26 protein-coding genes and 5 tRNA genes are annotated in these 25,454 nt (G+C 42.4%); 22 read left to right on the top strand and 9 right to left on the bottom strand.

Going from position 1 to position 25,454, the window contains the following annotated elements:
• Window positions 1–28 precede the first annotated feature (28 nt).
• Window positions 29–2,365 carry an ATP-dependent Clp protease ATP-binding subunit gene (locus BT105_RS01930; protein ID WP_072299142.1) on the top strand — a complete coding sequence of 779 codons (2,337 nt, stop codon included), beginning with the start codon at window positions 29–31 and terminating at the stop codon, window positions 2,363–2,365.
• Between the two features lie 11 nt (window positions 2,366–2,376).
• Here the strand turns inward: BT105_RS01930 and BT105_RS01925 are convergent, their stop codons facing one another.
• Together BT105_RS01925 and BT105_RS01920 are read right to left on the bottom strand one after the other, a co-directional pair.
• The gene (locus BT105_RS01925) at window positions 2,377–3,291 is read right to left on the bottom strand and encodes a DMT family transporter (protein WP_072299141.1); all 915 of its coding nucleotides are present in this window, start codon (window positions 3,289–3,291) and stop codon (window positions 2,377–2,379) included.
• Window positions 3,285–4,154: a tRNA lysidine(34) synthetase gene (locus BT105_RS01920; RefSeq protein WP_072299140.1), complete on the bottom strand. Its 870-nt coding sequence runs from the start codon at window positions 4,152–4,154 to the stop codon at window positions 3,285–3,287. The genes BT105_RS01925 and BT105_RS01920 overlap by 7 nt, the downstream gene beginning before the upstream one ends.
• A gap of 170 nt (window positions 4,155–4,324) precedes the next feature.
• Here BT105_RS01920 and epsC point away from each other — a divergent pair, with 170 nt between their 5' ends.
• From epsC to BT105_RS01865, 11 genes are all read left to right on the top strand, one after another.
• On the top strand, window positions 4,325–5,281 hold the full coding sequence (gene epsC, locus BT105_RS01915; RefSeq protein ID WP_072299139.1) for a serine O-acetyltransferase EpsC: 957 nt from the start codon (window positions 4,325–4,327) through the stop codon (window positions 5,279–5,281).
• A gap of 145 nt (window positions 5,282–5,426) precedes the next feature.
• Window positions 5,427–5,502: transfer RNA gene (locus tag BT105_RS01910), tRNA-Val, on the top strand.
• A 7-nt stretch (window positions 5,503–5,509) separates the two neighbouring features.
• A tRNA-Asp gene (locus BT105_RS01905) sits at window positions 5,510–5,586 on the top strand.
• Between the two features lie 4 nt (window positions 5,587–5,590).
• A tRNA-Gly gene (locus BT105_RS01900) sits at window positions 5,591–5,666 on the top strand.
• A 5-nt stretch (window positions 5,667–5,671) separates the two neighbouring features.
• A tRNA-Cys gene (locus BT105_RS01895) sits at window positions 5,672–5,742 on the top strand.
• 244 nt (window positions 5,743–5,986) lie between these two features.
• Window positions 5,987–7,264, top strand: a complete 1,278-nt coding sequence (rsxC, locus tag BT105_RS01890) for an electron transport complex subunit RsxC (protein WP_072299138.1) — start codon at window positions 5,987–5,989, stop codon at window positions 7,262–7,264.
• Between the two features lie 15 nt (window positions 7,265–7,279).
• Window positions 7,280–8,221, top strand: a complete 942-nt coding sequence (locus BT105_RS01885; protein ID WP_072299137.1) for an RnfABCDGE type electron transport complex subunit D — start codon at window positions 7,280–7,282, stop codon at window positions 8,219–8,221.
• The gene (locus BT105_RS01880) at window positions 8,211–8,738 is read left to right on the top strand and encodes an RnfABCDGE type electron transport complex subunit G (protein WP_072299136.1); all 528 of its coding nucleotides are present in this window, start codon (window positions 8,211–8,213) and stop codon (window positions 8,736–8,738) included. Before BT105_RS01885 ends, BT105_RS01880 begins: the two co-directional genes overlap by 11 nt.
• Complete coding sequence (gene rsxE, locus BT105_RS01875) at window positions 8,731–9,405, top strand: electron transport complex subunit RsxE (protein ID WP_072299135.1); 675 nt, start codon at window positions 8,731–8,733, stop codon at window positions 9,403–9,405. Before BT105_RS01880 ends, rsxE begins: the two co-directional genes overlap by 8 nt.
• On the top strand, window positions 9,402–9,980 hold the full coding sequence (locus BT105_RS01870; RefSeq protein WP_072299134.1) for an electron transport complex protein RnfA: 579 nt from the start codon (window positions 9,402–9,404) through the stop codon (window positions 9,978–9,980). Before rsxE ends, BT105_RS01870 begins: the two co-directional genes overlap by 4 nt.
• A gap of 13 nt (window positions 9,981–9,993) precedes the next feature.
• Window positions 9,994–10,785: an RnfABCDGE type electron transport complex subunit B gene (locus BT105_RS01865; protein ID WP_072299133.1), complete on the top strand. Its 792-nt coding sequence runs from the start codon at window positions 9,994–9,996 to the stop codon at window positions 10,783–10,785.
• 365 nt (window positions 10,786–11,150) lie between these two features.
• Here the strand turns inward: BT105_RS01865 and pyrB are convergent, their stop codons facing one another.
• The 7 genes from pyrB to BT105_RS01830 form a co-directional block, all read right to left on the bottom strand.
• On the bottom strand, window positions 11,151–12,233 hold the full coding sequence (pyrB, locus tag BT105_RS01860) for an aspartate carbamoyltransferase (RefSeq protein ID WP_072299132.1): 1,083 nt from the start codon (window positions 12,231–12,233) through the stop codon (window positions 11,151–11,153).
• Window positions 12,234–12,255: 22 nt separating this feature from the next.
• Window positions 12,256–12,924 (bottom strand): HD domain-containing protein, encoded by a 669-nt coding sequence (locus BT105_RS01855; RefSeq protein ID WP_028514968.1) that lies wholly within the window; start codon window positions 12,922–12,924, stop codon window positions 12,256–12,258.
• 14 nt (window positions 12,925–12,938) lie between these two features.
• Window positions 12,939–14,810, bottom strand: a complete 1,872-nt coding sequence (asnB, locus tag BT105_RS01850) for an asparagine synthase (glutamine-hydrolyzing) (protein WP_072299131.1) — start codon at window positions 14,808–14,810, stop codon at window positions 12,939–12,941.
• A 98-nt stretch (window positions 14,811–14,908) separates the two neighbouring features.
• Window positions 14,909–15,898, bottom strand: coding sequence for a tyrosine recombinase XerC (locus BT105_RS01845; protein WP_072299130.1), 990 nt, complete (start codon window positions 15,896–15,898; stop codon window positions 14,909–14,911).
• On the bottom strand, window positions 15,895–16,410 hold the full coding sequence (locus tag BT105_RS01840; protein WP_072299129.1) for an NUDIX hydrolase: 516 nt from the start codon (window positions 16,408–16,410) through the stop codon (window positions 15,895–15,897). Before BT105_RS01840 ends, BT105_RS01845 begins: the two co-directional genes overlap by 4 nt.
• A 156-nt stretch (window positions 16,411–16,566) precedes the next feature.
• The gene (locus tag BT105_RS01835; protein WP_072299128.1) at window positions 16,567–17,352 is read right to left on the bottom strand and encodes an MIP/aquaporin family protein; all 786 of its coding nucleotides are present in this window, start codon (window positions 17,350–17,352) and stop codon (window positions 16,567–16,569) included.
• A 205-nt stretch (window positions 17,353–17,557) separates the two neighbouring features.
• A tRNA-Pro gene (locus BT105_RS01830) sits at window positions 17,558–17,633 on the bottom strand.
• A gap of 184 nt (window positions 17,634–17,817) precedes the next feature.
• Between BT105_RS01830 and BT105_RS01825 the strand changes: the two genes are divergently transcribed.
• From BT105_RS01825 to BT105_RS01780, 10 genes are all read left to right on the top strand, one after another.
• Window positions 17,818–18,087, top strand: a complete 270-nt coding sequence (locus BT105_RS01825) for a hypothetical protein (RefSeq protein WP_143186522.1) — start codon at window positions 17,818–17,820, stop codon at window positions 18,085–18,087.
• A gap of 15 nt (window positions 18,088–18,102) precedes the next feature.
• Window positions 18,103–18,381, top strand: coding sequence for a hypothetical protein (locus tag BT105_RS01820; RefSeq protein WP_072299126.1), 279 nt, complete (start codon window positions 18,103–18,105; stop codon window positions 18,379–18,381).
• Between the two features lie 11 nt (window positions 18,382–18,392).
• A complete protein-coding gene (locus BT105_RS01815) occupies window positions 18,393–19,376 on the top strand; it encodes a dockerin type I domain-containing protein (protein ID WP_072299125.1) in 984 nt (327 codons plus the stop codon).
• 125 nt (window positions 19,377–19,501) lie between these two features.
• Window positions 19,502–20,050, top strand: coding sequence for a phage head-tail adapter protein (locus BT105_RS01810; RefSeq protein ID WP_347496773.1), 549 nt, complete (start codon window positions 19,502–19,504; stop codon window positions 20,048–20,050).
• A 164-nt stretch (window positions 20,051–20,214) separates the two neighbouring features.
• On the top strand, window positions 20,215–21,471 hold the full coding sequence (gene glyA / locus BT105_RS01805; protein WP_072299123.1) for a serine hydroxymethyltransferase: 1,257 nt from the start codon (window positions 20,215–20,217) through the stop codon (window positions 21,469–21,471).
• Between the two features lie 65 nt (window positions 21,472–21,536).
• Window positions 21,537–21,935 (top strand): hypothetical protein, encoded by a 399-nt coding sequence (locus tag BT105_RS01800; protein WP_072299122.1) that lies wholly within the window; start codon window positions 21,537–21,539, stop codon window positions 21,933–21,935.
• A gap of 8 nt (window positions 21,936–21,943) precedes the next feature.
• Window positions 21,944–22,294: a VOC family protein gene (locus tag BT105_RS01795; protein WP_072299121.1), complete on the top strand. Its 351-nt coding sequence runs from the start codon at window positions 21,944–21,946 to the stop codon at window positions 22,292–22,294.
• A gap of 18 nt (window positions 22,295–22,312) precedes the next feature.
• A complete protein-coding gene (locus BT105_RS01790; RefSeq protein WP_072299120.1) occupies window positions 22,313–23,587 on the top strand; it encodes a replication-associated recombination protein A in 1,275 nt (424 codons plus the stop codon).
• A gap of 176 nt (window positions 23,588–23,763) precedes the next feature.
• On the top strand, window positions 23,764–24,207 hold the full coding sequence (locus BT105_RS01785) for an ACT domain-containing protein (protein WP_028514956.1): 444 nt from the start codon (window positions 23,764–23,766) through the stop codon (window positions 24,205–24,207).
• 18 nt (window positions 24,208–24,225) lie between these two features.
• Window positions 24,226–25,419, top strand: coding sequence for a homoserine dehydrogenase (locus BT105_RS01780; protein WP_072299119.1), 1,194 nt, complete (start codon window positions 24,226–24,228; stop codon window positions 25,417–25,419).
• Window positions 25,420–25,454 lie beyond the last annotated feature (35 nt).

Raw genomic sequence — 25,454 nt, 5'->3', positions numbered from 1 at the left:
TATGTAGAACATTATAAAGGAGCAAGCTATGATAAACAACGAAAAATTCACACGAAAAACAATACAGATGATAGAAGGCGCTATAGATCACGCTTCCGAGCTTGGTCACACGTATGTAGGCAGCGAGCATTTGCTGCTTTCTATGCTTGACGATGATATCTCAGAAGCCGAAAAAATGCTTTCTGAAAGCGGCGTTTCCTATGAACTTGCCGAAAAAGAGATAATAGATATGGTAGGGCGGGGAACTCCTTCCATTCTCAATCAGCGCTTTTTCACAACAGCGACTAAGCATATCCTTGAAACAGCATATTCAGCGGCTGCAAATACAAGAGCAAAAAAAGCCACTCCTGAGCATATTCTTGCGGCTATTATAAAAGAATCATCATGCAGTGCTTGTACGGTACTGAAAAGAATAGACGCTGATATACCATATTTATGCGAAAGACTCAGAAGCATTACAGATGAAGAAATGAATATAAAGCTCTACGAATCATTAAAGCCAAAGCCCTCACAATATCCTAATCTGTTCAGATTCGGCAAAAATATCACGGATATAGCGGTTATAAGCAAAAACGATCCTCTTATCGGACGAAAAAACGAAATAGAACGTATTTTGCAGATTCTCTCTCGCAGAACTAAAAATAATCCCTGCCTTATAGGTGAAGCAGGAGTCGGTAAGACTGCCATAGTCGAGGGTGTTGCAGCGATGTTCATACGAAATCTCGTCCCTGATAATCTGAAAAACAAGTATATCTTTTCACTCGACCTTACTTCTATGCTTTCGGGAGCCAAATACCGCGGAGACTTCGAGGAAAGAGTCAAATCCTGCATAGAAGAAGCCGCAGAAGCAAAGAATATCATACTTTTCATAGACGAGATACACACTATAGTCGGCGCAGGAGCTGCCGAAGGAGCGATCGACGCCGCAAATATAATGAAACCACAGCTCGCAAGGGGACAGTTACAGCTGATAGGTGCTACTACATTTGAAGAATACCGCAAAACAATCGAAAAAGACGCGGCTTTAGAGCGACGTTTTCAGCCTGTAAAGGTAAACGAGCCCGATAATCTAAGCTGTATCGAAATAATAAAGGGACTGCGAAAAAACTACGAAACATTCCACGATATAAAAATAAACGACGATATTATCCGACTTTCAGTAGAGCTTTCAAAACGCTATATAACCGACCGATTTCTTCCTGACAAGGCTATCGACATACTTGACGAAGCCTGCGCGTGGGCAAAGATAAAAAACAGCTGTCCAAAACTTACCAAGGATACAGAACTGATAGACATGGAAGGAGTAAAGCTTTCAAGGCTCAACAAAGTCATCGAAGCACCTAAAAACTGCTATGTAACGGAAGACGACCTGAACACTGTAATTTCTCTTAAAACAGGCATACCAACCAATAAAATATCGTCACACGAATCTGAAAAGCTCAGCAGACTGAAAACTGTTCTTTCAAGGCGTATAATAGGACATGATAATGTGATTGAAAAAGTAACAAATGCAATATTCAGGGCAAAAGTGGGGCTTCGTGAAACCAACAGACCTATTGCATCGCTTTTATTCTCAGGACCTACAGGTGTTGGAAAGACCGAGCTTTCAAAAGCAATCGCAGAATGCCTCTTTGACAGTGAAAACAATCTCATAAGAGTAGATATGTCTGAATATATGGAAAAACACTCAGTTGCAAAGCTTATCGGCGCACCTCCCGGCTATGCAGGATACGACAACAGCGACAATAATCTGTGCGAAAAGGTAAGAAGAAATCCATATTCACTGATACTGTTCGATGAAATTGAAAAAGCCGAGAAAGAGGTACTGAATATCCTGCTCCAGATACTTGATTACGGTATGCTTACTGATTCACTTATGAGAAAAATCAGCTTCAGAAACTGTATAATTATAATGACTTCAAATATAGGTGCCGAGGATATGATTATGAAGTCATCACTGGGTTTTGCCGAAAACAGTCATGAAAATATTGAGAAAAAGGCGCTTGAAGCTGTAAAGAGTTATTTCTCAGCAGAATTTCTTAACAGGATAGACGAAATAGTCGTCTTTGAACCATTTGAAATGAACGACCTGATAAAGATAAGCCGTCAAACTCTTGAAGACCTGAAAAAACGCTCGGATTCTATAGGGATAAATATCGAATTTACGGACAGAGTTATCGAATCCTTAGCCTCTGTAAAAGGCACATATCAATACGGAGCACGTCAAATAAAGCGAAAAGCTGTTGAAATGTTCGAGAACAGGCTTGCAAATATGATAATAAGCTCTGAGATAACAAAAGGAGACAGTATAAAGCTTGATATCGAGAACGGCAAAATACTAATAACAAAGAATATCACAGTATAAAAGGGCAATACTCATGTATCGCCCTTTTCTCTGATTTGTATTATGTTTTTGAAGCTGATATCAAGCTGTGAAGCCACAACAGCTGTAAATACCAGAGCACAGCCCGAAAATTCCTTAATACTCATTTGTTCATTCAGAATTATCCAGCCTGCAAGAGCTGCAAATACTGATTCAAGACTCATTATCAGCGTAGCGACAGTAGGTTCCGTGTATTTTTGTCCGATCATCTGTAATGTATAAGCAACTCCGCAGGACATTACTCCTGCATATAATATGGTGTATTTTGCTGCGAAAATACTCGACAGGGCAGGGGACTCAAAAATAAACATACATATCATCATAATGCTTCCTGCGGTAAAAAACTGCACACAGGACATTTTTACAGGCTCAGCACCCTTTGAATTGAAATGATCAATAACTATTATATGCACCGAATAAAATACCGCGCAAATCAGAACATATAAATCACCTTTGGAAAGCCTGAATCCCTCTTTTATACAAAGAAGATAGAAGCCCAAAACCGCAATAAAAACACACAGCCATATCTTTATATTTGGTTTTTGTCCTGATATTATCCCAATTACAGGCACTATAACAACATAAAGTGCTGTAATAAATCCTGCTTTGCCTGCAGAGGTCAGACTGATACCCAACTGCTGAAAGGAACTCGCAGCAAAAAGCACCAATCCGCAGATAATTCCGCCGATAAAGCTTATTTTTATATTGTTTTCCGAAGCTTTTCTGCTGCTTCTGCGTCTGAAAAAGAAAATCATAGGGAGCAGAACAAGTCCGCCAATAAGAGTACGTACTGAATTATATGTAAAGGGCTCCACGTAGTCCATGCCCTTGCTCTGAGCCACAAAAGCTGTTCCCCATATAAAAGCCGCCGTCAGGAGCATTAAACTGCCGCGAATCGTTTTCAGCATTGCTCCTGCTCCGTTTCATCTTTTTTATCCGCAAAGTTATTTGTGCCCTTGATACTTAGTCCCTTGTCAAAATCATCAAGGAAATGATGATATTCACTGCCGCGATGATAGGAAATGAGCGTCTGTAGGTTAACATTTTCAACGCTGCGGAAGATATTCATATCAACAGCAGGATTAGTCAAGCGAAGCTGCTTCAAAAGCTGTTTTACCTCAGCACGCTTTGAACTGCCCTCGCTTTTTGCCACAAGGCAGGCGCACTGTATAAATTCAAGATCATTGTATTCGCCCCAACGGATAATATCGCTTTCCCGCACGAGATATAATGGACGAATGACCTGTACTCCCTCATAATTCTCACTGTGAAGCTTCGGCATCATGGTCTGCACCTGTGAGCCGTACAGCATTCCCATAAGAATAGTCTCGATAACATCATCAAAATGGTGTCCCAGTGCTATTTTATTGCAGCCAAGCTCCTGAGCAGTTTTATAAAGCCAGCCTCTGCGAAGTCTCGCGCACAGAAAGCAGGGATTCTTTTCAACTTTCTCCGTAGATTCAAATATCCTTGTGTTCATAATTCTTATTGGAATATCTAAAAGCTTAGCATTATCCTCGATTTTTTTCCTGTTTTCATCGGCGTACCCTGGATCCATAACTATGTATTCGACATCAAAGTCAATATTGCCGTATTTCTGTAGTCTCTGCATACATTTAGCCATGAGCATGGAGTCCTTGCCGCCTGAAATGCATACGGCTATTTTATCGTTATTTTCGATAAGCCTGTATTCCTCAATGCCTTTACGGAATTTCGACCATATACTCTTGCCGAATTCTCCTGTTATAGAGCTGTCTATACTGCTGTTCATGATAACCCTCACTTAGTATTATTCATATAATACTATAACGCTAATTCTGAACAAAGTCAAGTAAAATACGCATATAATGCCTATTGACTATATAAGTGAATTGTTGTATAATTATATATGATATATTTATGGCATAACAGTACATATAATTTTCGCGTGAGGTGGCAAGAATGCATAAGCTTGAAGAAAATATCAATAATCTGGCAAAAAATATACTTTTTGACTATCAGGATAACAGAACTATAGATGAGGTCAAAACATTTGATCACCCTGATAACGAAAACATCATTGATATAATCGAGTCCCTGAGAAGAATAGTTTTTCCGGGATATTTCCGAAATAAAAGCTATCGCGTCTACACTGTCCGCAATAACATCTCTATGATACTTGAAGACGTTATCTTTAAGCTTATACGTCAGATTTCTATTGTACTGCGCTATGATGAAAAATATGTTGACCTCAATGAAAATGAAATAAACGAGAACGCTGAAAGGATCACCTTTGAATTCCTCGATAAGATACCAAAGATAAGAAGCTATATTGAAACTGACGTTCAGGCTGCATATGACGGTGACCCTGCCGCATATAATAAAGATGAAATAATCTATTCTTATCCCGGATTATATGCAATTCTTGTCAACAGACTTGCTCATGAGCTGTTTCTCCTTGGTGTGCCGCTTATCCCTCGTGTAATGACCGAGCATGCTCACAGCAAAACCGGTATTGATATACACCCAGGTGCTACTATCGGAAAATACTTCTTCATCGACCACGGTACAGGCATTGTTATCGGTGAAACTACCGAGATAGGGGACAACGTCAAAATATATCAGGGTGTTACTCTCGGTGCGCTCTCAACAAGAGGCGGTCAGTCGCTCCGCAACAAGAAACGTCACCCAACTATCGAGGACAATGTTACTATCTACTCAGGAGCTTCTATACTTGGCGGCGAGACAGTTGTCGGCAAAAACGCTGTAATAGGCGGTAACGCATTTATCACACGCTCTATCCCTGAGGGAGCAAAGGTAAGTATCAAGAATCAGGAACTCAGATATTATTTTGACTCTCAGATCTCAATCCAGAAAGAAGAAGTTGATCCTGATGAAAGCTGGTTCTATATTATCTGATCTTTGATTTTAACGATATACTGCCTTTAATCAGGCTGAAAAAATTTTTTTGAAAAATTTCAAAAAATTGCTTGACAAACATAGAATAACGTGGTATAATATTAAAGTCGTCGGAACTGATTAACCGATGAACAGAAGAAAAAGTGGGGGTTTAGCTCAGCTGGGAGAGCATCTGCCTTACAAGCAGAGGGTCACAGGTTCGAGCCCTGTAGTCCCCACCAATTCTTTGGCCTCGTAGTTCAGTTGGTTAGAACGCCTGCCTGTCACGCAGGAGGTCGACAGTTCGAATCTGTTCGGGGTCGCCATTATGCGGATTTAGCTCATCTGGTAGAGCGCCACCTTGCCAAGGTGGAGGTAGCGAGTTCGAGCCTCGTAATCCGCTCCAAATGCGGCGCTATAGCCAAGTGGTAAGGCGTGGGTCTGCAACACCCTGATCCCCAGTTCAAATCTGGGTGGCGCCTCTCGAAGCATCTGCAACAGCAGATGCTTTTTATTTTTGCTTTTTTAAAGGCACTTTCGGGTGCCTTTTATTTTTTCCTTTATTTTCTTTAATAAAATATGAATTTTTTTGTAAAAAGCTCTTGAATATTATACTGATTTCATATATAATATTATTGTATGGGCTCTTTTCGCCCAGCTTTCAATACAACATTATTACCGAAATCAAAATGGCTAATATCAAGCCATTATATCAAGGAGAAATATATGAAAAAGCTCAACGGTATAAAGCTTAAACACCGTAAAAATACGGAAAACAGCTCTACTGTAGATTTTCCTGTTCCTTCTAAAGTAACTATCCCGATGTCTATGACTATGGGCGCTCCGTGCCAGCCTCTTGTAAAGGTAGGGGACACCGTTGCAGTCGGTCAGATGATAGGCGATACCGACGCGGCATTCAGTGCTCCCGTACACTCAGGCGTTTCGGGAAAGGTAACTGCCATAAGCGACTATCGCAACGCTATGGGAACAGTCTGCAAGATGATCGAGATAGAAACAGACGGTCTTCAGACTATTTCCGATGAAGTAAAACCGCCTGTTGTTACCGATAAGGAAAGTTTCGTAAAGGCTGTTCGTCAGAGCGGCGCCTGCGGACTTGGCGGTGCAGGATTTCCTACACATATAAAGCTGAATCCCAAAGCTGACATTGATACGCTGATAATCAATGCGGCAGAATGCGAGCCTTACATAACTGCCGATTACCGCGAAATGATAGAAAATCCACAGGATATTATCAACGGTATCAATATGGTTAAGTCTCAACTTGGCATCAAATCAGCAAAGCTTGCTATCGAAGCCAACAAGCCCGAAGCTATCAAGAATTTCACGGCTATGGCTGAAAATGATGATACTATAGATATAATCACTCTGCCCTCAGCGTATCCACAAGGCGCTGAAAAGGTAATCATCTATAACTCAACGGGAAGAATAGTCAACGAGGGCTCACTGCCAGCCGACGCAGGCGTAATTGTTATGAATGTGTCAACCGTTGCATTTCTCTACCGCTATATGCAGACAGGTATGCCCCTTGTCACACGCCGCCTTACAATTGACGGCAATGCAGTAGGGGAGCCTAAAAACGTCCGCACTGTTATCGGTACATCATTCAGGGAGCTTCTTGAATTCTGCAAAGCCGATATCCCGTCTATAAAAAAGCTCATTGCAGGCGGTCCTATGATGGGCATGAGCGTTCCTGATATTGATATGCCTGTAGTCAAGACCTCAAACGCTCTCCTTGCTTTCAATCATTACGACGAACGCAAAACATCCAACTGTATCCGCTGCGGACGCTGCGTAAGGGTTTGTCCGCTGGGACTTATGCCCGCAGATATAGACAGAGCTTATAAAATACGTAATATAGAAGAACTCAAGCAGCTTAAAGTCATGCTCTGCATGAACTGCGGCAGCTGTACATATGTCTGTCCTGCAAACAGAAAGCTGGCAGAGACCAATCAGCTTGCAAAAGCACTTATCCCAAGAAAGTAAGGAGGCGGATAACCAATGAATAAGCTTATTGTTTCACCGTCCCCACATGACGAGAACTACACTAAAACCACAAATATAATGCTGAATGTCATAATCGCTCTTCTTCCTGCATGGGGAGCAGCGATATATTTCTTCGGTTTACGCGTTATTCCGCTGACTGCTGTCTGTATCGGAAGCTGCATATTCTTTGAATACATATGCCGTGCAATGATGAAACGCAGCAATACTATCGGAGACCTTTCAGCTGTTGTCACAGGTCTTATACTTGCGATGAATCTGCCCTCAACTCTGCCTTACTGGATGGCTGTTATCGGCTCATTTATTGCCATAGTAATAGTAAAGCAGCTCTTCGGCGGACTTGGTCAAAACTTCGCTAACCCAGCCATAACAGCACGTATCGTCCTTATGATAAGTTTCCCTGCGGCAATGACAAAATGGGTAGAGCCTATTACACATACAGATCTTGACGCTATATCAAGTGCAACCCCGCTTCCTCTTGCAGGAACTGACAATGCCGTATCATACCTTGATCTATTCCTCGGAAAGTGCGGCGGCTGTCTCGGTGAGACCTGCGCTCTTGCACTTCTCATAGGCGGACTTTATCTTGCAGCAAGAAAGATAATCTCCCTTGCAGCTCCACTCTCATTCATCGGCAGTCTGTTCATTCTCAGCTGGATCAGCGGCTCTGATCCTGTATATCAGATACTCGCAGGCGGCGTATTCCTCGGCGCATTTTTCATGGCTACAGACTACGCAACAACTCCTATAACAACAAAGGGCAAGATAGTATTCGGACTCGGCTGCGGTATCATAACGTTTATCATAAGACGCTTCGGCTCTTATCCCGAAGGCGTTTCGTTCTCAATACTCCTTATGAACGTTCTTACTCCGTATATCGAGCAGCTTACAAGAACTAAGGTACTTGGTGCAAAGGAGGCTGAGAAGAATGAAGGATAAGGTAAAGCCTACCGTTGTACTTACTATAATATGCGTGATAGCTTCTCTGCTTCTGGTATTTTCGTATGAGCTGACCAAAGACCGTATAGCAGAACAGAAATCTCAGAAGTTCAGCAGCAGTGTTGAAGCACTCTTCGGCAAGACCGAAAGCAAGGTCGTAAACATAAAATGCGGCTATGATGAGATACAGACTATTGCTGTAACTCCTGATAAGAAAACCGTTATACAAGTCATCACAGACGGCTACTCAAAGGACGGTATAAACATACTTGTGGGCTTTGACGCGCAGGGAAGTATCTCAGGAATTGAGTTCGTTTCTCTCGGCGAAACCCCAGGCCTTGGCTCTAAGGTACGTGATGAAGCCGATTTCAGAAAGCAGTTCTACGGACTTTCACAGCCGGCAGACAGCTTTGACGCTATAAGCGGCGCAACATTTTCTTCCAACGGAATGAAGCACGCAGTAGATACTGCGCTTAAAGCATACAATGAAAACAAGGAGGCGATACTCGGTGGCTGATAAGAAAACTCCCCTCGTAAAAGAGCTTACAAAAGGCATAATCAAGGAGAACCCGACGCTTGTTATGCTTCTGGGTATGTGTCCTACTCTTGCCGTTACCACACAGGCTATGAACGGAATAGGTATGGGACTTGCGACTACATTCGTTCTCCTTGGCTCTAATATCGTTATTTCCGCACTCAGAAAGGTTATTCCCGACAAGGTGCGAATCCCTGCGTTTATCGTTATTATCGCAAGCTTTGTAACTCTCATAGGCTTCCTGCTCGAGGGCTTCGTGCCAAGTCTTTATGACAGCCTCGGTATTTACCTTACGCTTATTACCGTAAACTGTATCATTTTTGGCAGAGCTGAGATGTTCGCAAGTAAAAACGGCATTTTAGCCTCTGCATTCGACGCAATAGGCATGGGCGCAGGCTTTACTCTGGCATTATTCCTCATGGGCTCTGTACGTGAAATAATCGGTGCAGGTCAGTGGATGGGAATAAAATTACCTGTACTCAGTGAGAATCCAATGCTGTTCTTTATCATGCCTGCAGGAGGCTTCTTCACACTTGGCATGATAATTGCAGCTGTAAATAAGCTCAAAAATAAAAAGCCGCCTCAGGAGCTTGGCTGCGGAGGCTGTCCGAATGCTAAGAACTGTGGAAAGGAAGGTGACTGTCATTGAAGACCATACTTGCAATTATGCTCTCAGCAATGCTGACAGATAACTTTGTCCTTTCAAAATTCATGGGAATTTGTCCGTTCCTCGGTGTATCAAAGAAGCTCGACAGCGCAGCAGGAATGGGTGTCGCAGTTACCTTCGTAATGATATGCGCAACTATAGTTACATACCCGATACATCACGAAATACTCGTCCCCAACGGACTTGAATACTTCGATACAGTGGTATTTATCCTTGTAATCGCTCTGTTCGTTCAGCTGGTGGAAAACTTCTTAAAGAAATGCGTACCGTCATTGTACAGCTCTCTTGGCGTGTATCTGCCGCTTATAACTACAAACTGCGCTGTTCTCGGCGTTACTGTTCTTAACATCGACAATAACTATACATTCTTCCAGTCCATTATCAACGCTCTCTTCGGCGGACTCGGCTTCATGATAGTACTTGTCATTTTCTCGGGAGTGCGCAAAAAGCTTGAATACGCAGATATTCCCGAGACATTCAAGGGAGTTCCCGCTACTCTTATTGCTGCCTCTATAGTCTCAATAAGCTTTATGGGCTTTGCAGGACTTATCAAGTGAGGAGGTATTCGATATGACTTATCTTATCCCTGCTCTTATACTCGGCGGCTGCGGTATTCTCGCAGGAGTTCTTCTTACCATAGCTGCAAAGGTATTCTATGTAAAGGTCGATGAAAGAATAGAGAAAATAAACGAAGCTCTGCCTCAGGCAAATTGCGGAGCCTGTGGTTTTGCAGGCTGTTCAGACTACGCTTCCGCAATAATAAATAAGGGCGCAGCAACTAATCTTTGCCGCCCCGGAGGAAGTGAAGCCGCAAATAATATTGCTGCTATTCTCGGAACAAAAGCAGCAGAAGTTGTTCCAATGACAGCAGTTGTACATTGCAGCGGAGACTGCAACGCTACAGAAAAAGCTTTCCTTTTTGACGGTGTGCAGTCCTGTAAGGCTGTAAAGCGTTTTTACGGCGGCAGCGGTATGTGCAAATACGGCTGTATCGGTCTCGGAGACTGTGTGAACGTATGCGAACATGACGCTATAAAAATCGTCAACGGTATCGCTAAAGTAACACCTGCTCTCTGCGGAGCCTGCGGTCAGTGCGCAGCAGTCTGTCCTAACCAGCTCATAGAGATAAAGCCCGTATCAAAGTGTATTGACGTTATGTGCTCGTCAGGAGACAACGGCAAAGCTACAAAGCTTGTATGCAAAAACGGCTGTATAGGCTGTAAGATATGCGAAAAGAAGTGTCCCAATGAAGCTATTATCGTCAATAACTTCCATGCTTCTATCGACCACAGCAACTGCTCAAACTGCGGAATATGCATTGAATCATGCCCTGTAAAGGTCATTCACAGATGTGAACCATAAAAAAAGCCACAGCTTAATCGTGATACTCATATAGAAACTTATATTTATTTATCGGGGGAAACCTTTCTGAGGAAAGGTTATCCCCCGAACCCCTTTCCAAAGACTTTTATCTGGTTTTTTTCGCAGATAGGGTGCTTAATAAATAAAAAAGTCCTGCAAAATGCAGGAGCGCCCTATCTGTGAAAAAACAAAACGAAAGTTTTAGGGAGAGAGTTTGAGAGTGACTCCCCGCAGTGCGGGGAGATGTCACGCAGTGACAGAGGGGACGTCCTCCGTCAGAGGGTCCCTTTTTCAAAAGGGGTTCTCTCAATAATTAACATAAAACTTCTATATAAGTACTATGGGTTAAGCTGTGGCTTTTAAACTTATATAAGCTTTCTTTCATCGCAGTACTCACATTCAAGAAGGGTTTCATCGCCGCTTGAACGGAAACTTTTAGGAAGATACTCCTCATGATTTGTGATACATTTAGGATTAGAACAGCGAACTCCGCTGAATACCTTGCCCTTTAGTGTTTCGGAGGATTTTTTATCACTGAGGATAGTCATTATAAGTGCCATACGCACATACATACCGTATTTAGCCTGCTTAAAGTACATTGCACGTTCATCGTCGTCCACCTCGACAGTAATTTCATCAACTCTCGGAAGGGGATGCATAACTATCATGTCTTTCTTTGCTCCGAGCATTTTCTTTCTGTCAAGCACATAGGTATTCTTCTGAGCAAGATACTCTTCCTCACTTGCAAAACGCTCCTGCTGTATTCTTGTCATATAAAGCACATCAAGCTCACCGATGACCTCTTCAAGAGTGTTTACTTCAACGAAGCTGCTGCCGTTAGCCTTGATGATATCCTTGATATAAGCCGGCATACCAAGCTGAGATGTAGAGATGAACACAAACTTGTTGTTCTCAAACATACTGAGCGCCTTACAAAGTGAATGAACAGTTCTTCCGTTGAGAAGGTCGCCGCACATACCGATAGTCAGACCAGAAAGAGTTTTCTTCTCAATTTTCAAAGTGAGAAGGTCGGTAAGAGTCTGTGTCGGGTGGAGATGACCGCCGTCACCTGCATTTATAACAGAGCAGTCAGCCGTAAGAGAAGCCGCCTTAGCTGCTCCTGCAATTGGGTGACGTATAACGAGAACATCTGCATAATTGCTGACGATTTTTGTAGTATCCTTTATGGTCTCGCCTTTGGCAACAGATGAATTTGCAGGATTGTCAAATCCGATTATCTGACCGCCAAGCCTTATCATAGCTGTCTGAAAGGACATCTGTGTACGTGTGGAGGGCTCATAGAAAAGTGTAGCCATTATCTTTCCATCACACACATGAGCATATTCAGCAGGGGACTGGTATATCTTTTCACCAAGCTCTACCACCTTCTTCCACCATGAAACAGGATAATCGTTCAGGTCAATAAGATGCTGATATTCCGAAATCATATTTTGTACCTCCGTTATATTATTACAGTATTTTACTGTCATTGATTATCATTTCAAACTGAACTCCAAGGAACTCGGAAGCTCTCCTGCAAAGGAGCATACGCTTCATAAATATCTCAAAATATTCAAGAACAGAGGATATTTCAGTATCTATCTGAAGCTCGAGGATTATTGACGACTTATCATCGTTGAATTTTACAGCCGACTGAACAACAGCGTAGTTTACTCGGTCATGAATATCGAATGTGAGCAGGTCGGTATTGCGGACGCGGCTTCTGCGCACGTCGGTCTTGTCTCCGATTATCATAGCCGCAGAAATAGCGTCCAGCGGCTGTCCTGTACCCTCATCATGATTGCCTATAGCTGAGATTATAGAGCATATCTCGTCAGCAGGCATACTGAGATTATCAAGAAGCCTGAAAGCCATTACAGCTCCGCTCTGTGCGTGGTCGACGCGGTTTATAACATTGCCGATATCATGCATTATGGAAGCTATCTTAGCCAGCTCCACTGTTCTTTCATCATAACCCAGTGTTTCAAGGATAAGCGCCGAGGTATGCGCAACACGCTCAACATGAGGGAATGAATGCTCGGTATATCCGAGAGCTTCAAGCGCATTGTCGGCTCTGCGGATATATTCCATTATATCAGGGTTCTGTTTAATGTACTTATAGGTAACCTTACTTGCCATATTATCTCCGTTTATCAGTATTTTCCGTTATTTTCAAAGTAGACCTTGTACCAGATGAGGAAAATGAAAACAGTCCATATCTTACGGCTGTTATCAGCTTTGCCCTCACGGTGGTCATCAAGAAGCTTCAGCAGGGGAGCGGTATTGAAAAACTCCTTAGAACTGTCGCTTTCAAAATAGCTCTTTACAAGCTCATAATACTTATCTTCTTTGAGCCATACTCTTATCGGCACAGGGAATCCAAGCTTCTTTTTTGCCGCAGTTTTCGCAGTCTGCTCAGGAGTATCCTTCTTTGCAGCAAGACGCATAGCATATTTGGTGATATACTTGGTCTCGTCAGTGCCCTTATCGTGAGTTACACGGTATTTTGCAGGTATTTTTTCTGCTAAAGCCATTACTTCTTTATCAAGGAACGGAACGCGAAGTTCCAGTGAATTAGCCATACTCATTTTATCGGCTTTAAGGAGAATATCTCCTGCCATCCACATATGCAGGTCAAGATACTGCATTTTCGTAACATCGTCCTTACCCTTGACATTTGCATAAAACGGTTTGGTAATAACTGTCGGATCAGGAGCGTCTGTGGTTATTTTCAGAAGAGCCTTTCTCTCCTCAGGCCTGAACATATAGGCATTTCCGATAAAGCGTTCCTCAACGTCCTTACCCTTACGGACAAAGAAATTAACTCCGCGCTTTGCAGGCAGCTTTGAAGCTATAGCACCTATGCCGCGCTTTACAGCTCTCGGCAGCTTGTCATAAACTGTACCGTTCGGATCGCTGTAGACATTATATCCGCCGAATATCTCGTCTGCACCCTCACCCGAAAGAACGACTTTAAGCTTTTCTGAAGCGATATTACATACGAAATAAAGTGCAATTGCAGAGGGATCTGCAAGCGGTTCGTCCATGTGATACTGTATCATAGAAAGATTATCCCAGTATTCTTCGGGAGTGATAACCTTGCTGGTATTTTCCTTGCCGATAGCTTTGGAAAAGTTCTTAGCCCAGCCTATCTCATTATACTTTTCGTCAGTACCGAAGCCAACGGTAAAGGTCTTGTCAACATCAGCAATAGCTGCTACATAGCTTGAATCTACGCCGCTTGAAAGGAATGAACCTACCTCAACATCAGCAATTTTATGTGCTTCAACCGAGTTATGGAACGTATCTGATATCCTGTTTACCCATTCATCGAGAGTAGGCTTTTCATCTGCGTTGAAATGAACGTCCCAGTAGCGTTTAGCTTCAAAATGTCCGTCCTTTAATTTGAAATAATGTGCAGGTGGGAGCTTGTAAACATTTTTAAAGAATGTTTCGTAAGTAGGGGAGAACTGGAAGGTGAGATAGTTCTCAAGTGCGGCAGTATTGAGCTCCTTTGTGAATTTAGGGTGTTCCAAAAAGCTCTTGATCTCAGAACCGAACATGAATACGCCGTTCATATTAGCGTAGTACATAGGCTTGATACCGAAGAAATCACGTGCACCGAAGAGCTCTTTTTTGTTTTTATCCCAGATAACAAAGGAAAACATACCTCTCAGCTTGTTGAGAAGCTTTTCACCGAACTCCTCATAACCGTGGATAAGAACCTCAGTATCGGTATTTGTTCTGAACGTATGACCAGCGTCAACAAGCTCCTGGCGAATATCCTTATAATTGTATATCTCGCCATTAAAAACGATAACCAGCGAGGAATCCTCATTAAAAATCGGCTGGTCACCACTGGAGCTAACATCTATAATACTCAGTCTGCGATGACCAAGAGCAATATCCTCATCTATATATTTGCCCTCAGCGTCAGGGCCGCGATGTCTTATACGGTCCATCATTTTTTCAAGAACGTCGTTTGAATTGTCAATATTATTCGTAAAACCTACGATTCCGCACATATATACGTGACCTCCGATTATCTATCGATTAAATCTCCCAAAATATTATACTACAAATTAACAGATTTTGCAACACTAAAGTTTTAAATTAGAAGATATTATTTGTCATCAGAACTATCGGATTTCACTTTGGAGAGCGGATTGCTTTCGACAGCATTTCTTACATTTTCATCATTAAGGTGTGTATATATCTCGGTTGTGGAAATGCTTGCGTGTCCAAGAAGTTCTTTAAGCGTAAGAACATCGGCGTCACCGTACTGATACATAAGAGTTGCCGCAGTATGTCTGAGCTTATGAGTGGTAATCCCCTTGCCATCAAGTTCAGCCTTTCGTATCGTATCTTCAACTATCTGCTGAACTCTGCGCTTTGAGATCCTGCGGTTCTGATTGCTTATAAACAGTGCAGGTTCATCAGCAGCTTTGGGATTGTTCATCCTGATTGCAAGATATTTCTGCAAAGCATCCACACAGGCAGCATTAAGATACACCATGCGCTCTTTGCTGCGCTTTCCAAGAACCTTTAAACGATTTTCATAGAAATCAATATCCTTAATATTAATGCCTACAAGCTCGCTGAGACGCATTCCGCAGTTAAGGAATAAAGTGATTATACAGTAATCACGTTTTGAATCAGCAGAATCTGCCGTTTCAAGAAGTCTCATACTCTCATTAAGTGAAAGAAATTTCGGCAGGGAAGACTTCGGAGTAGGAACATCAAGGTCTTTTGTAGGATTTTCCTTGATAATATGAGCTACCTTTTCGAGATACTTAAAGAAGCTTCTCAAAGAAGATATCTTCCTGTAACGCGCTCTGTCTTTATTCAAGCGCTCATCTGAAGTATAAAAAATAAAGTTATATATATCGGAAACAGATATCTTTTGCAATTCATCGACAGTCATATCACTTATATCTATATCTTCGATGTCCTTTCCGCTATTAAGGTTACTTTCGTGGATATATCTAAGAAAAAGTCTTATATCGGTATAATACTCCTCAATAGTACGCTGTGCAAGCAGCTGAACGATCTTGATATGTATAAGATATTCATTTAAAAATTCGGGATTGGAGTTATTGTTTAAATTTTTCATAAATAATCATTCTCTATAAGGTATTCAAGAACACGGGCTTCACGTTCAATAAGTATAAGGTCATAATCGCCGTGATCGTGGGTTCTATTTGTTAGAATAGCGTCTTTGGGAGAAACAAATCTCAGGGCAAAGCCTTCATCAAGTTCGTATTCGTCTAAGGATTGTGTTTTTACAGAATCTTCAACATCACACAGATAATAAAAGTTTTCCTGTTCAAAGATCTCATTTTCAGCAAATCGGCTTTTCTGAATACGAACCACAGAACCAAGTTCACGAATCGAATCATCAAGAACAGTTAAACCGGTTTCTTCAAGAACTTCGCGTTTAAGCGTTTCAATGTGATCTTCATCATTTTCAATTCCGCCGCCAGGAAATTTATAATAGTCATATTTATGGCTGTAAACCATTGCGACTTTATTATCAGCTATAATTACGCCTCTTACAGACGGACGTTTAAAGCGTCTATAGCTTTCGTCATAATCCTTCAGATCTATTTTAAAGAGCTGTTTCATAAATCCAACCTCATTTTCGTTTGCAAAGTTTCACCAAACTTTGATTTGGTGAAACTTTGTCTTTAAATTCATTATAGTTATTATATCACTTCTCTGTAAGGAATTCAAGATTTCATGGCAAAAAGAAATGCTCCCATATCGGGAGCTTTCTTGAGATTAATTTTTCTTCTTTTTATTGTTGTGGTTTGCAGGCTTAGCTGAAGATGTATTTTTGCTTGCAGCAGCAGCTTTCTCAACAGGTGCAGGAGCAGCCTTTGCAGCAGGCTCAAGACATTTATAAACTACAGCAGCAATTGAAGCGCCAACAAACGGTCCGACAATAAATACCCAGAGATCATTGAGAGCGTCTCCGCCTGCTAAAATTGCAGGTCCAAGGCTTCTTGCAGGATTTACAGAAGTACCTGTAAGACCGATTCCAAAGATATGAACCAGTGTAAGTGTAAGACCGATTATAAGTCCGCCGAATGAGCCGTGCTTAGCATTCTTAGATGTAACACCGAGAATTGTGAGTACGAAAATGAATGTAAGAACTATCTCTACGATAACGCCTGCGCCTGCATTTCCGTTAACGCCTGCAAGACCGTTTGCACCGTATCCGCCTGTCATATCTGTAACATCGCCAAGTTCAAAGATAAGCTTCAATGTACCTGCGCCTGCTATAGCGCCAAGACACTGTGAAACTACATAACCGACAAAGTCAGTGAATGTCATTCCACCGCTTACCAAAACTGCAAGAGAAACTGCAGGATTGATATGACAGCCTGAAATATTTCCCACGCAGTAAGCCATACCGACAATAACAAGACCGAATGCAAGAGCAGTCAGGATATATCCCCCACCGTTCTTAGCGTCACAGCCGACCAGCATTGCCGTACCGCAGCCAAGAAGAACAAGTACGAATGTACCTATAACTTCTGCCACATATTTTTTGATTGATTCCATGAATTTGCCTCCTTAACATATAAAAAATATTTCGGATATACCGATAAATTAATTATATCATCATTTATACATATGTGTCAATATTTTCCAAATAAAAAATACAGATAATTATCAATCGTTATAATTATGCATATTGTAGAATCATATATATGGAAAAAACCGATACTCATTTGAGTATCGGTTTTCTGGGGTATGCTGATCGCATTGGTCTGAGTGACGGGACTTGAACCCACGGCCTCTACCACCCCAAGGTAGCGCGCTACCAACTGCGCCACACCCAGACGGTTTCGTTATCGCAATCAACGTTATATATTATATCATCATTATAATGCTTTGTCAAGCACTTTTTTCAAAAATACTGAAAAATCTTTTCTGTTTTCTAATTTGACACTGAGCTTTAATGAAAAAATTGTAGTTTTTTGCCTCGTTCCTTGCTATTTTAAAAAAAATATGTTATAATAGCGAATGGAAGGAGCTGAAAGTATGCATAAAAGAGTTATCAATGTCCTTTTATCGGCTTTTACAATAGCGTTTCTATCATTTTCATCATGCACGAACGCTTTTGCAGCTGAAGCTTCAAACAAAACTGATATTCCCAAAAGCATTATCATATGCATTATGATAGCTGTATTCATAATAACTGCTGTTATTGCAGGATTTGTCAGCTTCAAGATCAAAAAAAACAGCATCAGCAGATCAGAAAAGAACAGTTCCGAAGAAACCAAAGATCAATAAAAGGAGTCATATATTATGGATATTGATCTTTATATCGACTTTATCTATCATGGCTTTTACAGGCTTGAAGATATTGAAGAAAGATTTGAAGAGTATCATTCCATGGCAGTTGAAGCTTCATCCGAACTTAAAGAAGATGAAGTTATCCTTTTTGCGATATACGCCTTTGACGAAGAAACTCAGCAGTTTATCTACGCGAATTTTATGCTTCGCAAGCTTAAACTTGAACACTATGCAAGAGTATGTCAAAGGCTTTCAAAATTTTGCAGATTATTCTGCGTTTGGCAAGGTTAGGTGGTAATCGAATGAATATAAAAAGTATTGTCTCAGCTGTAATTTCAGCTGTTTTTGTTTCCGCAGCAGGACTTGCTGTATTCACAGCAGGCTCAGCTACAACCAACAGCGGAACTAACGCCATAGCTGCAACTACGGTAAACACAACAAAAAGCTCAGGAACAACAACTTCATTAACAACTGAAACTACAACGGCTACTACAGAACCAACTACCGAACCTACTACACTGAAAACATATATCATCAAGTTCCTTGATTTTGACGGCAAGCTTATGAAAACTGTTGAGGTCGAGGAAGGCGATCCTATAAACTATAAATCCGTGGATACATCTTCACTACACAAGCATCTCGGAGTAAATACCGAACAGGACTTTTATGCATGGGACATAACTCCCTCATTTGCGGATAATGATTATACTATCCACGCTTTATCGCAGACAGCTACGATAACATTCAAGAATTCACCAAAGAAATACCGTTATTTCTCGACAAAAGGCAATGTTATTCTTGACGGACTCGAAGTCTCGGTAAAAAAGACTGTTCAGAAGCCTGAAAAGGACAAAAACGGCAATTATATCACTGAAGAAAATGTAGTTGATATTTCCGCAAGCTGCAAAGCCTCCCCTTCTTCCCTTTCGGAAGCTTTTGCCAAGTCGGATAAGGCTACGATAACCGTGTACCCTCTTGGAGACACAAAATCTCTTTGTCAGTTTGATATAGTCTGCTACAGAGACCTCGGCGATGTAAACGAGGACGGATACATAAACTCTGTGGACGCTTCCGCGGTACTGAATGCATATGCAAATATGGCTGCTTCAAAGAACTATACCGTTTCGGATAAGTTCATAAAGCTTGCTGACGTAAATATGGACGGTGCTGTAAACGCCCGTGACGCTTCATATATACTGAATTATTACGCAAAAACTTCAACATCAAAGGAATTCATGGACTGGGAAAGCTTCCTTGACTATGACAAAATACTCGGTACTAAATAATACTGCAGGTGATAGCCTTGAACAAAGAATGGTCTGAACTCAATAAAACAATACAAGTACAACTGAAAAAGAAAGATTCTTTTCAAAACGGCTTGGATACGCTCTTTGAACTCAGGAATCAGCTTATGCAGACTATAGATTCATTCAGGACTGAGCTTTCACGCGAGGACTTCAATGCTATCCCCTTTGTCAATGCGGAGGGATATCACAGCAAAACTATCGCCTATTCCTTATGGCATATCTTCCGAATCGAGGATATAGTTGCGCACACACTTATAAAAAACGATGAGCAGGTGTTTTTCACTGCTGATTATCAGAATCGTACAGGTGCCCCTATCATAACGACAGGAAATGAGCTTATAAGAGAAGAAATTGCAGAGTTTTCGGCTCAGCTTAATATAGATGTGCTTTACAGCTATATACATGATGTAAAAGCAAGTACCGAAAGTATTATCAGCAGTTTACCCTTTGATATGCTGAAAAATAAGATATCCTCAGAGCGCAGAAAGGCTCTTGAAAGCTCAACCTGTGTCAGCAATGACGAAAATGCTGTCTGGCTCATTGATTACTGGTGCGGCAAGGATATCCGCGGACTTATACAGATGCCCTTTTCACGTCACTGGATAATGCACACAGAAGCTGCGATACGTATAAAAAACAAGATACAGAAATGACAAAGCTCCCGAAAGACATCTCCAAGCGCTTTCGGGGCTTTCTTTATTGAATAAATAATTTTATGAATTTTTTTCGTTTTTCCTATTGAAATTTATAGAAATATAATGTATAATTATAAAGTAATGCATTTGCGCAGAACACTATTATTAAAGGAGTGCTTATAATGTACAACGATCTTATGGATTCAATCGGCTTCGTAAGCAGCTACGATCCTGCTGTAGGCGAAGCTATGGGCAAGGAGCTTGCTCGTCAGCAGAGAAACCTTGAGCTGATCGCAAGCGAAAATATAGTATCCCCTGCTGTTATGGCAGCTATGGGCAGCGTTCTTACAAACAAGTATGCTGAAGGTTATCCCGGAAAGCGTTACTACGGTGGATGTCAGTGCGTTGACGAAGTAGAGTCGATCGCTATTGAGAGAGCCTGCAAGCTCTTCGGCGCTAAGTACGCTAACGTTCAGCCTCATTCGGGCGCACAGGCTAACACAGCTGTATACTTTGCTGTTCTCCAGCCCGGCGATACAGTTCTCGGTATGAGCCTTGCTGACGGCGGTCACCTTACACACGGCTCACCTGTAAACCTTTCAGGTAAGTACTTCAACTTCGTTTCATACGGTCTTGACGACGAGACAGAGACAATAAACTACGATGAGCTTTACAAGCTTGCTAACAAGACAAAGCCTCGTCTTATCGTTGCAGGTGCTTCTGCTTATCCCCGTGCTATCGACTTCAAGCGTCTTTCAGAGATCGCAAGAGCTGTGGGTGCACTCCTTATGGTAGATATGGCTCACATTGCAGGTCTTGTTGCAGCAGGCTGCCACGAGTCACCTGTTCCATATGCTGATATCACAACAACTACTACACATAAGACTCTCCGCGGACCAAGAGGCGGTCTTATCCTTACAAACAACGAGTTCCTCGCTAAGAAGATCAACTCTGCTATCTTCCCAGGCACACAGGGCGGTCCTCTTATGCACACTATCGCTGCTAAGGCTGTATGCTTCGGCGAGGCTCTCAAGCCTGAGTTCAAGTACTATCAGCAGAGAATTGTTGCTAACGCTAAGGCGCTTGCTGACGGACTCCTCAAGAGAGGCTTCAACCTCGTTTCAGGCGGTACAGACAACCACCTCATGCTGGTTGACCTTCGTCCTTTCAACATCACAGGTAAGGAGCTTGAGCGCAGACTCGACGAGGTTTATATCACAGTAAACAAGAACGCTATCCACAATGATCCTGAGAAGCCTTTCGTAACAAGCGGTATCAGAATTGGTACTCCTGCTGTTACAACAAGAGGTCTTGGCATCGAGGAAATGGAAAAGATCGCTGAGTACATCTACCTCTGCGCTACAGATTTCGAGAACAAGGCTGACGAGATCCGTGCAGGCGTAAACGCTATCTGCGAGAAGTTCCCACTTTACAAGTAATCAATAGCCAATAAGGGACGGACGAGCTGTCCGTCCCTTGATTTTTATAATTATAGGAGTATACTATGAAACGCGAACTCGGAATAGCCAGATGCGGACTGGCTTGCTGCCTGTGCTCTGAAAATGTTGAATGTAAAGGCTGCAAACGCGATGGATTTCTTGATCTTGCATGGTGCAAGGACGCAGAATGGTGCGTAAACAGAAAATGCGTAATTGAAAAGAACATAAACGGCTGCTATGAGTGTGAACCGAAAGACTGCCGCAAAGGTTTATATGCGGACAAAATAAAAGCTCGCGCTTTTGCGGAATATGCAAGAAGATTTGGCGTTGATGAGCTTCTGGACTGTCTTGAAAAAAATGAAAAAGCAGGTATTGTTTACCACAGAGAAGGCATTATCGGCGATTATGATGATTTCGACGATATCGAAGCCTTGATACGTTTTATTCAAACAGGTAAACGCTGATTCATAATATGGGAATTAACATAAAGTCGCTCTATCTGTGCGTTAAAAACATGGAAAGAGCTATAAAGTTCTACGAGGAGCTTTTTGAGCAGAAAGTAACCGAAAAAGATGATGTTTACAGCGTTTTCGATGTAAACGGTTTTCGATTGGGCTTATTTGCCTATGAAAAGAAGAATGAACTGCACACTTTCGGCAGCAACTGCCTGCCAAGTATCAGTGTTGAAAGTATTGACCGCCTGAATGAAAAGCTTAACGAAAAAGAGATATGCTTTCCTGTAACCCGTATTGGAAACAACTGGGTGGCTGAATTTGTTGATTCAGAGGGGAATCACATTGAAATCACCGCACCTGCAAAGTAAAATGAAAGGAGAAACGTTATGTCTGCACCTTTAGCCGATAAAATACGCCCAAAAACTCTTGCCGACGTGGTCGGTCAGGAACATATCCTCGCCGAGGGCAAGCCGCTCCGACGCATAATCGAAAGCGGAACTGTCCCGAATATGATATTCTACGGTCCGTCAGGCGTAGGAAAGACAACTGTTGCCCGTATTATCGCCGAAAACTGTGGTATGTCACTGTACAAGCTCAACGGCACCAATGCTTCACTGTCCGATATCAAGGACGTTGTTGCCGATATAGGCACATTCGGCAGCGAAAACGGCATTCTCCTCTACCTTGACGAGATACAGTACCTCAACAAAAAGCAGCAGCAGAGTATCCTTGAATACATCGAAAACGGTGATATCACGCTTATTGCTTCGACTACCGAAAACCCATACTTTGCAGTATATAACGCAGTTATCAGCCGAAGTACCGTATTCGAGTTCAAGCCTGTTACCGCAGAACAACTCATACCCGCCATAAAACGAGCCTTTCGCATAATGTCCGAGGAAAACGGCTATGAAGTCGTAGCTTCAGATGATATCATAACCAAGATTGCGTACAGCTGCGGCGGAGATGTGCGAAAAGCTATGAATACGGCGGAGCTCGCTGTTGTCTGCGGTGAAGCCTCCGACGGAAAGGTAACTGTTACCGAAGATTCCCTTGAAGTTCTCGCCCAGCGCAGCAATATGCGCTATGACCGTGACGGCGACCAGCATTATGATATACTCTCAGCGTTCCATAAATCTGTCCGCGGCTCAGACGAAAATGCGGCGCTACACTATGCGGCTCGGCTTATCGCAGCTGGTGATATAATCTCTCTGTGCAGGCGTATGCTCTGCATAGCCTCCGAGGACGTCGGTCTCGCCTATCCTATGGCTGTTCCGATAGTAAAAGCCTGTGTGGATTCCGCATTACAGCTGGGACTTCCCGAAGCTAAGCTGCCTATTGCAGAGGCTATCATACTCATGGCTACTGCTCCTAAATCAAACAGCGCCTGCATGGCTATAGACGCAGCACTGGAAGATATAAAAAGCTGCGACGCTCTTGATTTTCCTCGTCATTTACAGAACGTTCACTTTGACGGCAAGGGTGCTAAAGTCGTTGGACAGCATTATCTCTATCCCCATAACTTCCCCGACCATTACGTCAAACAGCAGTATCTCCCAGACGCTATCGCTGACCATGTATACTACCATTTCGGCGATAACAAGCAGGAGCAGGCTGCATACCAGTACAGGCAAAAGATACTGGAAAAACATGATAAATAGACCTATCCGCAGTTCATACTGCGGATATTTTATTGTCAAGATACCTAATTTCATAAGCTAAAACTGGAATTATTTGGTATTGACAAAACCTATAAAAAATGTTATAGTAATTAAGTAGAATACAATTGTTCACCACTGGCGGACGATTTAACAATAACTTATAAGGTGATTTCTTTATGGATAACAAATCACAGCTTATTGTTGCCGATGCAAATATTCTTCCCGAGGTCTTTACAAAAGTACTGGAAGTCAAAAAGCTTATGGCGCAGAAAGGTGAAAAAAGCTTCGCCTCAGCCTGCAAACGTATCGGCATTTCACGAAGCGCTTACTACAAGTACAAGGACAGCGTTTTTTCCTACGAGGAACTCTTTAACCGTAAGATAGTCAATATGTATCTTCTCCTCAGTGATAGTCCCGGAGTGCTTTCAAGTGCGCTTGTTTTTCTTCACGATCTGAATGCAAATATCCTTACCGTTAATCAGAGTATCCCCGTTGACGGAGCTGCTGCGGTAAATATTTCACTCAGACTCACAGGCGAATCAAATGATGAACTCGCCAAGCTCAATTCAATTACTGAACTCGACGGAGTTTTAGAGGTCAAGATCCTCTCTGCCGAGTAATTTACGGAGGTTTCTTTTATGTCAGCTAAATTTGCAGTTTTAGGTCACGGTGTAGTAGGTTCGGGCGTTGTTGAGCTCTTCTACAAGAACAGAAAGAGCATTGAAAAGCACGCAGGAACTGAAATGGATATCAAGTATATCCTCGATCTCAGAGATTTCCCTGAGTCCCCTTACGCTGACAAGTTTACCAAAAACTTTGACGATATACTTAATGACGATGAGGTCGTTTCTGTTGCTGAGTGCATGGGCGGCGTTGAGCCTGCTTTCACTTTTGTAAAGGCTTGTCTCGAAAAAGGCAAGAGCGTTTCAACTTCAAACAAAGAGCTCGTTGCTGAAAAAGGCGATATTCTTCTCCAGACAGCAAAAGAGCACAACTGCAACTTCTTCTTTGAAGCAAGCGTTGGCGGTGCTATTCCGATAATCCGTCCGCTTCACAGATGCCTTGCAGCTAATGACATCACAAAAGTAGCAGGTATCCTCAACGGAACAACAAACTTCATCTTAACAAAGATGTACAATGATAATATGCCTTTCGCAGAGGCTCTCAAGCTTGCTCAGGAGCTTGGCTACGCAGAAAAGGATCCAACAGCAGATATCGAAGGTCACGACGCCTGCCGCAAGATATGCATTATCTCTTCACTCGTTTTCGGCAAGCACGTTTATCCTAAGAGCGTTTACACAAAGGGCATCACTGATATTCAGCTCGGCGATGTTGAGGCTTCTGACGTTCTCGGCTACGCTATCAAGCTCATTGCCTGCGTTTCAAAGCAGGATAACGGCAAGATCCTCCCCTCTGTTATGCCTATGCTGGTATCATATGACAGCATTATGTCAGGCGTAAACGATGTTTTCAATGCAGTTCTGGTTTACGGTGACGGTATCGATCAGACAATGTTCTACGGCAGAGGCGCAGGAAAGCTGCCAACTGCAAGTGCGGTTATGGGTGACGTTATCGAAGCTGTAAAGCACAAGGTAACTGTATTCTCTCAGTCATGGGAGTCATCTTCCGACAATTCATTCGTTGACAGCATCGACAATTTCTCATCTCGATGGTACTTCCGCGTTCCGGGCGGCTCAGCTATCAGCGATGTTGAAGTCTACAACAATGAAAACGGTCTTTCATATGTGACAAACGAAAAGCTTACATTTGCAGAAGCAAAGGCTAAGGCTGCCGAGCTTGGCGCTCTCGCTTATCTGCCTGTACTTGAATAATAGAATAATCACCGATACTTCCGATATTCTTCGGA

This window comes from Ruminococcus flavefaciens, from assembly GCF_900119075.1.
Classification (GTDB): Bacteria; Bacillota; Clostridia; order Oscillospirales; family Ruminococcaceae; genus Ruminococcus; species Ruminococcus flavefaciens_Q.
This window is presented reverse-complemented; position numbering and strand designations above follow the sequence as displayed.

What these genes read in the sequence shown, in the direction of transcription:
- BT105_RS01780 (WP_072299119.1), top strand. Translation starts at nt 24,226, where the DNA reads ATGTCAGCTAAATTTGCAGTTTTAGGTCACGGTGTAGTAGGTTCGGGC.
- BT105_RS01785 (WP_028514956.1), top strand. Translation starts at nt 23,764, where the DNA reads ATGGATAACAAATCACAGCTTATTGTTGCCGATGCAAATATTCTTCCC.
- BT105_RS01790 (WP_072299120.1), top strand. Translation starts at nt 22,313, where the DNA reads ATGTCTGCACCTTTAGCCGATAAAATACGCCCAAAAACTCTTGCCGAC.
- pyrB (WP_072299132.1), bottom strand. Translation starts at nt 12,233, where the DNA reads ATGATTTCGGAATATCAGCATCTTATTGACCTGAACGATTATCCTGTT.
- BT105_RS01815 (WP_072299125.1), top strand. Translation starts at nt 18,393, where the DNA reads ATGAATATAAAAAGTATTGTCTCAGCTGTAATTTCAGCTGTTTTTGTT.
- BT105_RS01885 (WP_072299137.1), top strand. Translation starts at nt 7,280, where the DNA reads ATGAATAAGCTTATTGTTTCACCGTCCCCACATGACGAGAACTACACT.
- BT105_RS01840 (WP_072299129.1), bottom strand. Translation starts at nt 16,410, where the DNA reads ATGAAACAGCTCTTTAAAATAGATCTGAAGGATTATGACGAAAGCTAT.
- epsC (WP_072299139.1), top strand. Translation starts at nt 4,325, where the DNA reads ATGCATAAGCTTGAAGAAAATATCAATAATCTGGCAAAAAATATACTT.
- BT105_RS01865 (WP_072299133.1), top strand. Translation starts at nt 9,994, where the DNA reads ATGACTTATCTTATCCCTGCTCTTATACTCGGCGGCTGCGGTATTCTC.
- BT105_RS01855 (WP_028514968.1), bottom strand. Translation starts at nt 12,924, where the DNA reads ATGGCAAGTAAGGTTACCTATAAGTACATTAAACAGAACCCTGATATA.
- BT105_RS01810 (WP_347496773.1), top strand. Translation starts at nt 19,502, where the DNA reads ATGCAGACTATAGATTCATTCAGGACTGAGCTTTCACGCGAGGACTTC.
- asnB (WP_072299131.1), bottom strand. Translation starts at nt 14,810, where the DNA reads ATGTGCGGAATCGTAGGTTTTACGAATAATATTGACAATTCAAACGAC.
- BT105_RS01925 (WP_072299141.1), bottom strand. Translation starts at nt 3,291, where the DNA reads ATGCTGAAAACGATTCGCGGCAGTTTAATGCTCCTGACGGCGGCTTTT.
- BT105_RS01930 (WP_072299142.1), top strand. Translation starts at nt 29, where the DNA reads ATGATAAACAACGAAAAATTCACACGAAAAACAATACAGATGATAGAA.
- glyA (WP_072299123.1), top strand. Translation starts at nt 20,215, where the DNA reads ATGTACAACGATCTTATGGATTCAATCGGCTTCGTAAGCAGCTACGAT.
- BT105_RS01920 (WP_072299140.1), bottom strand. Translation starts at nt 4,154, where the DNA reads ATGAACAGCAGTATAGACAGCTCTATAACAGGAGAATTCGGCAAGAGT.
- BT105_RS01835 (WP_072299128.1), bottom strand. Translation starts at nt 17,352, where the DNA reads ATGGAATCAATCAAAAAATATGTGGCAGAAGTTATAGGTACATTCGTA.
- BT105_RS01880 (WP_072299136.1), top strand. Translation starts at nt 8,211, where the DNA reads ATGAAGGATAAGGTAAAGCCTACCGTTGTACTTACTATAATATGCGTG.
- BT105_RS01800 (WP_072299122.1), top strand. Translation starts at nt 21,537, where the DNA reads ATGAAACGCGAACTCGGAATAGCCAGATGCGGACTGGCTTGCTGCCTG.
- BT105_RS01820 (WP_072299126.1), top strand. Translation starts at nt 18,103, where the DNA reads ATGGATATTGATCTTTATATCGACTTTATCTATCATGGCTTTTACAGG.
- BT105_RS01795 (WP_072299121.1), top strand. Translation starts at nt 21,944, where the DNA reads ATGGGAATTAACATAAAGTCGCTCTATCTGTGCGTTAAAAACATGGAA.
- BT105_RS01845 (WP_072299130.1), bottom strand. Translation starts at nt 15,898, where the DNA reads ATGAAAAATTTAAACAATAACTCCAATCCCGAATTTTTAAATGAATAT.
- rsxC (WP_072299138.1), top strand. Translation starts at nt 5,987, where the DNA reads ATGAAAAAGCTCAACGGTATAAAGCTTAAACACCGTAAAAATACGGAA.
- BT105_RS01825 (WP_143186522.1), top strand. Translation starts at nt 17,818, where the DNA reads ATGGAAGGAGCTGAAAGTATGCATAAAAGAGTTATCAATGTCCTTTTA.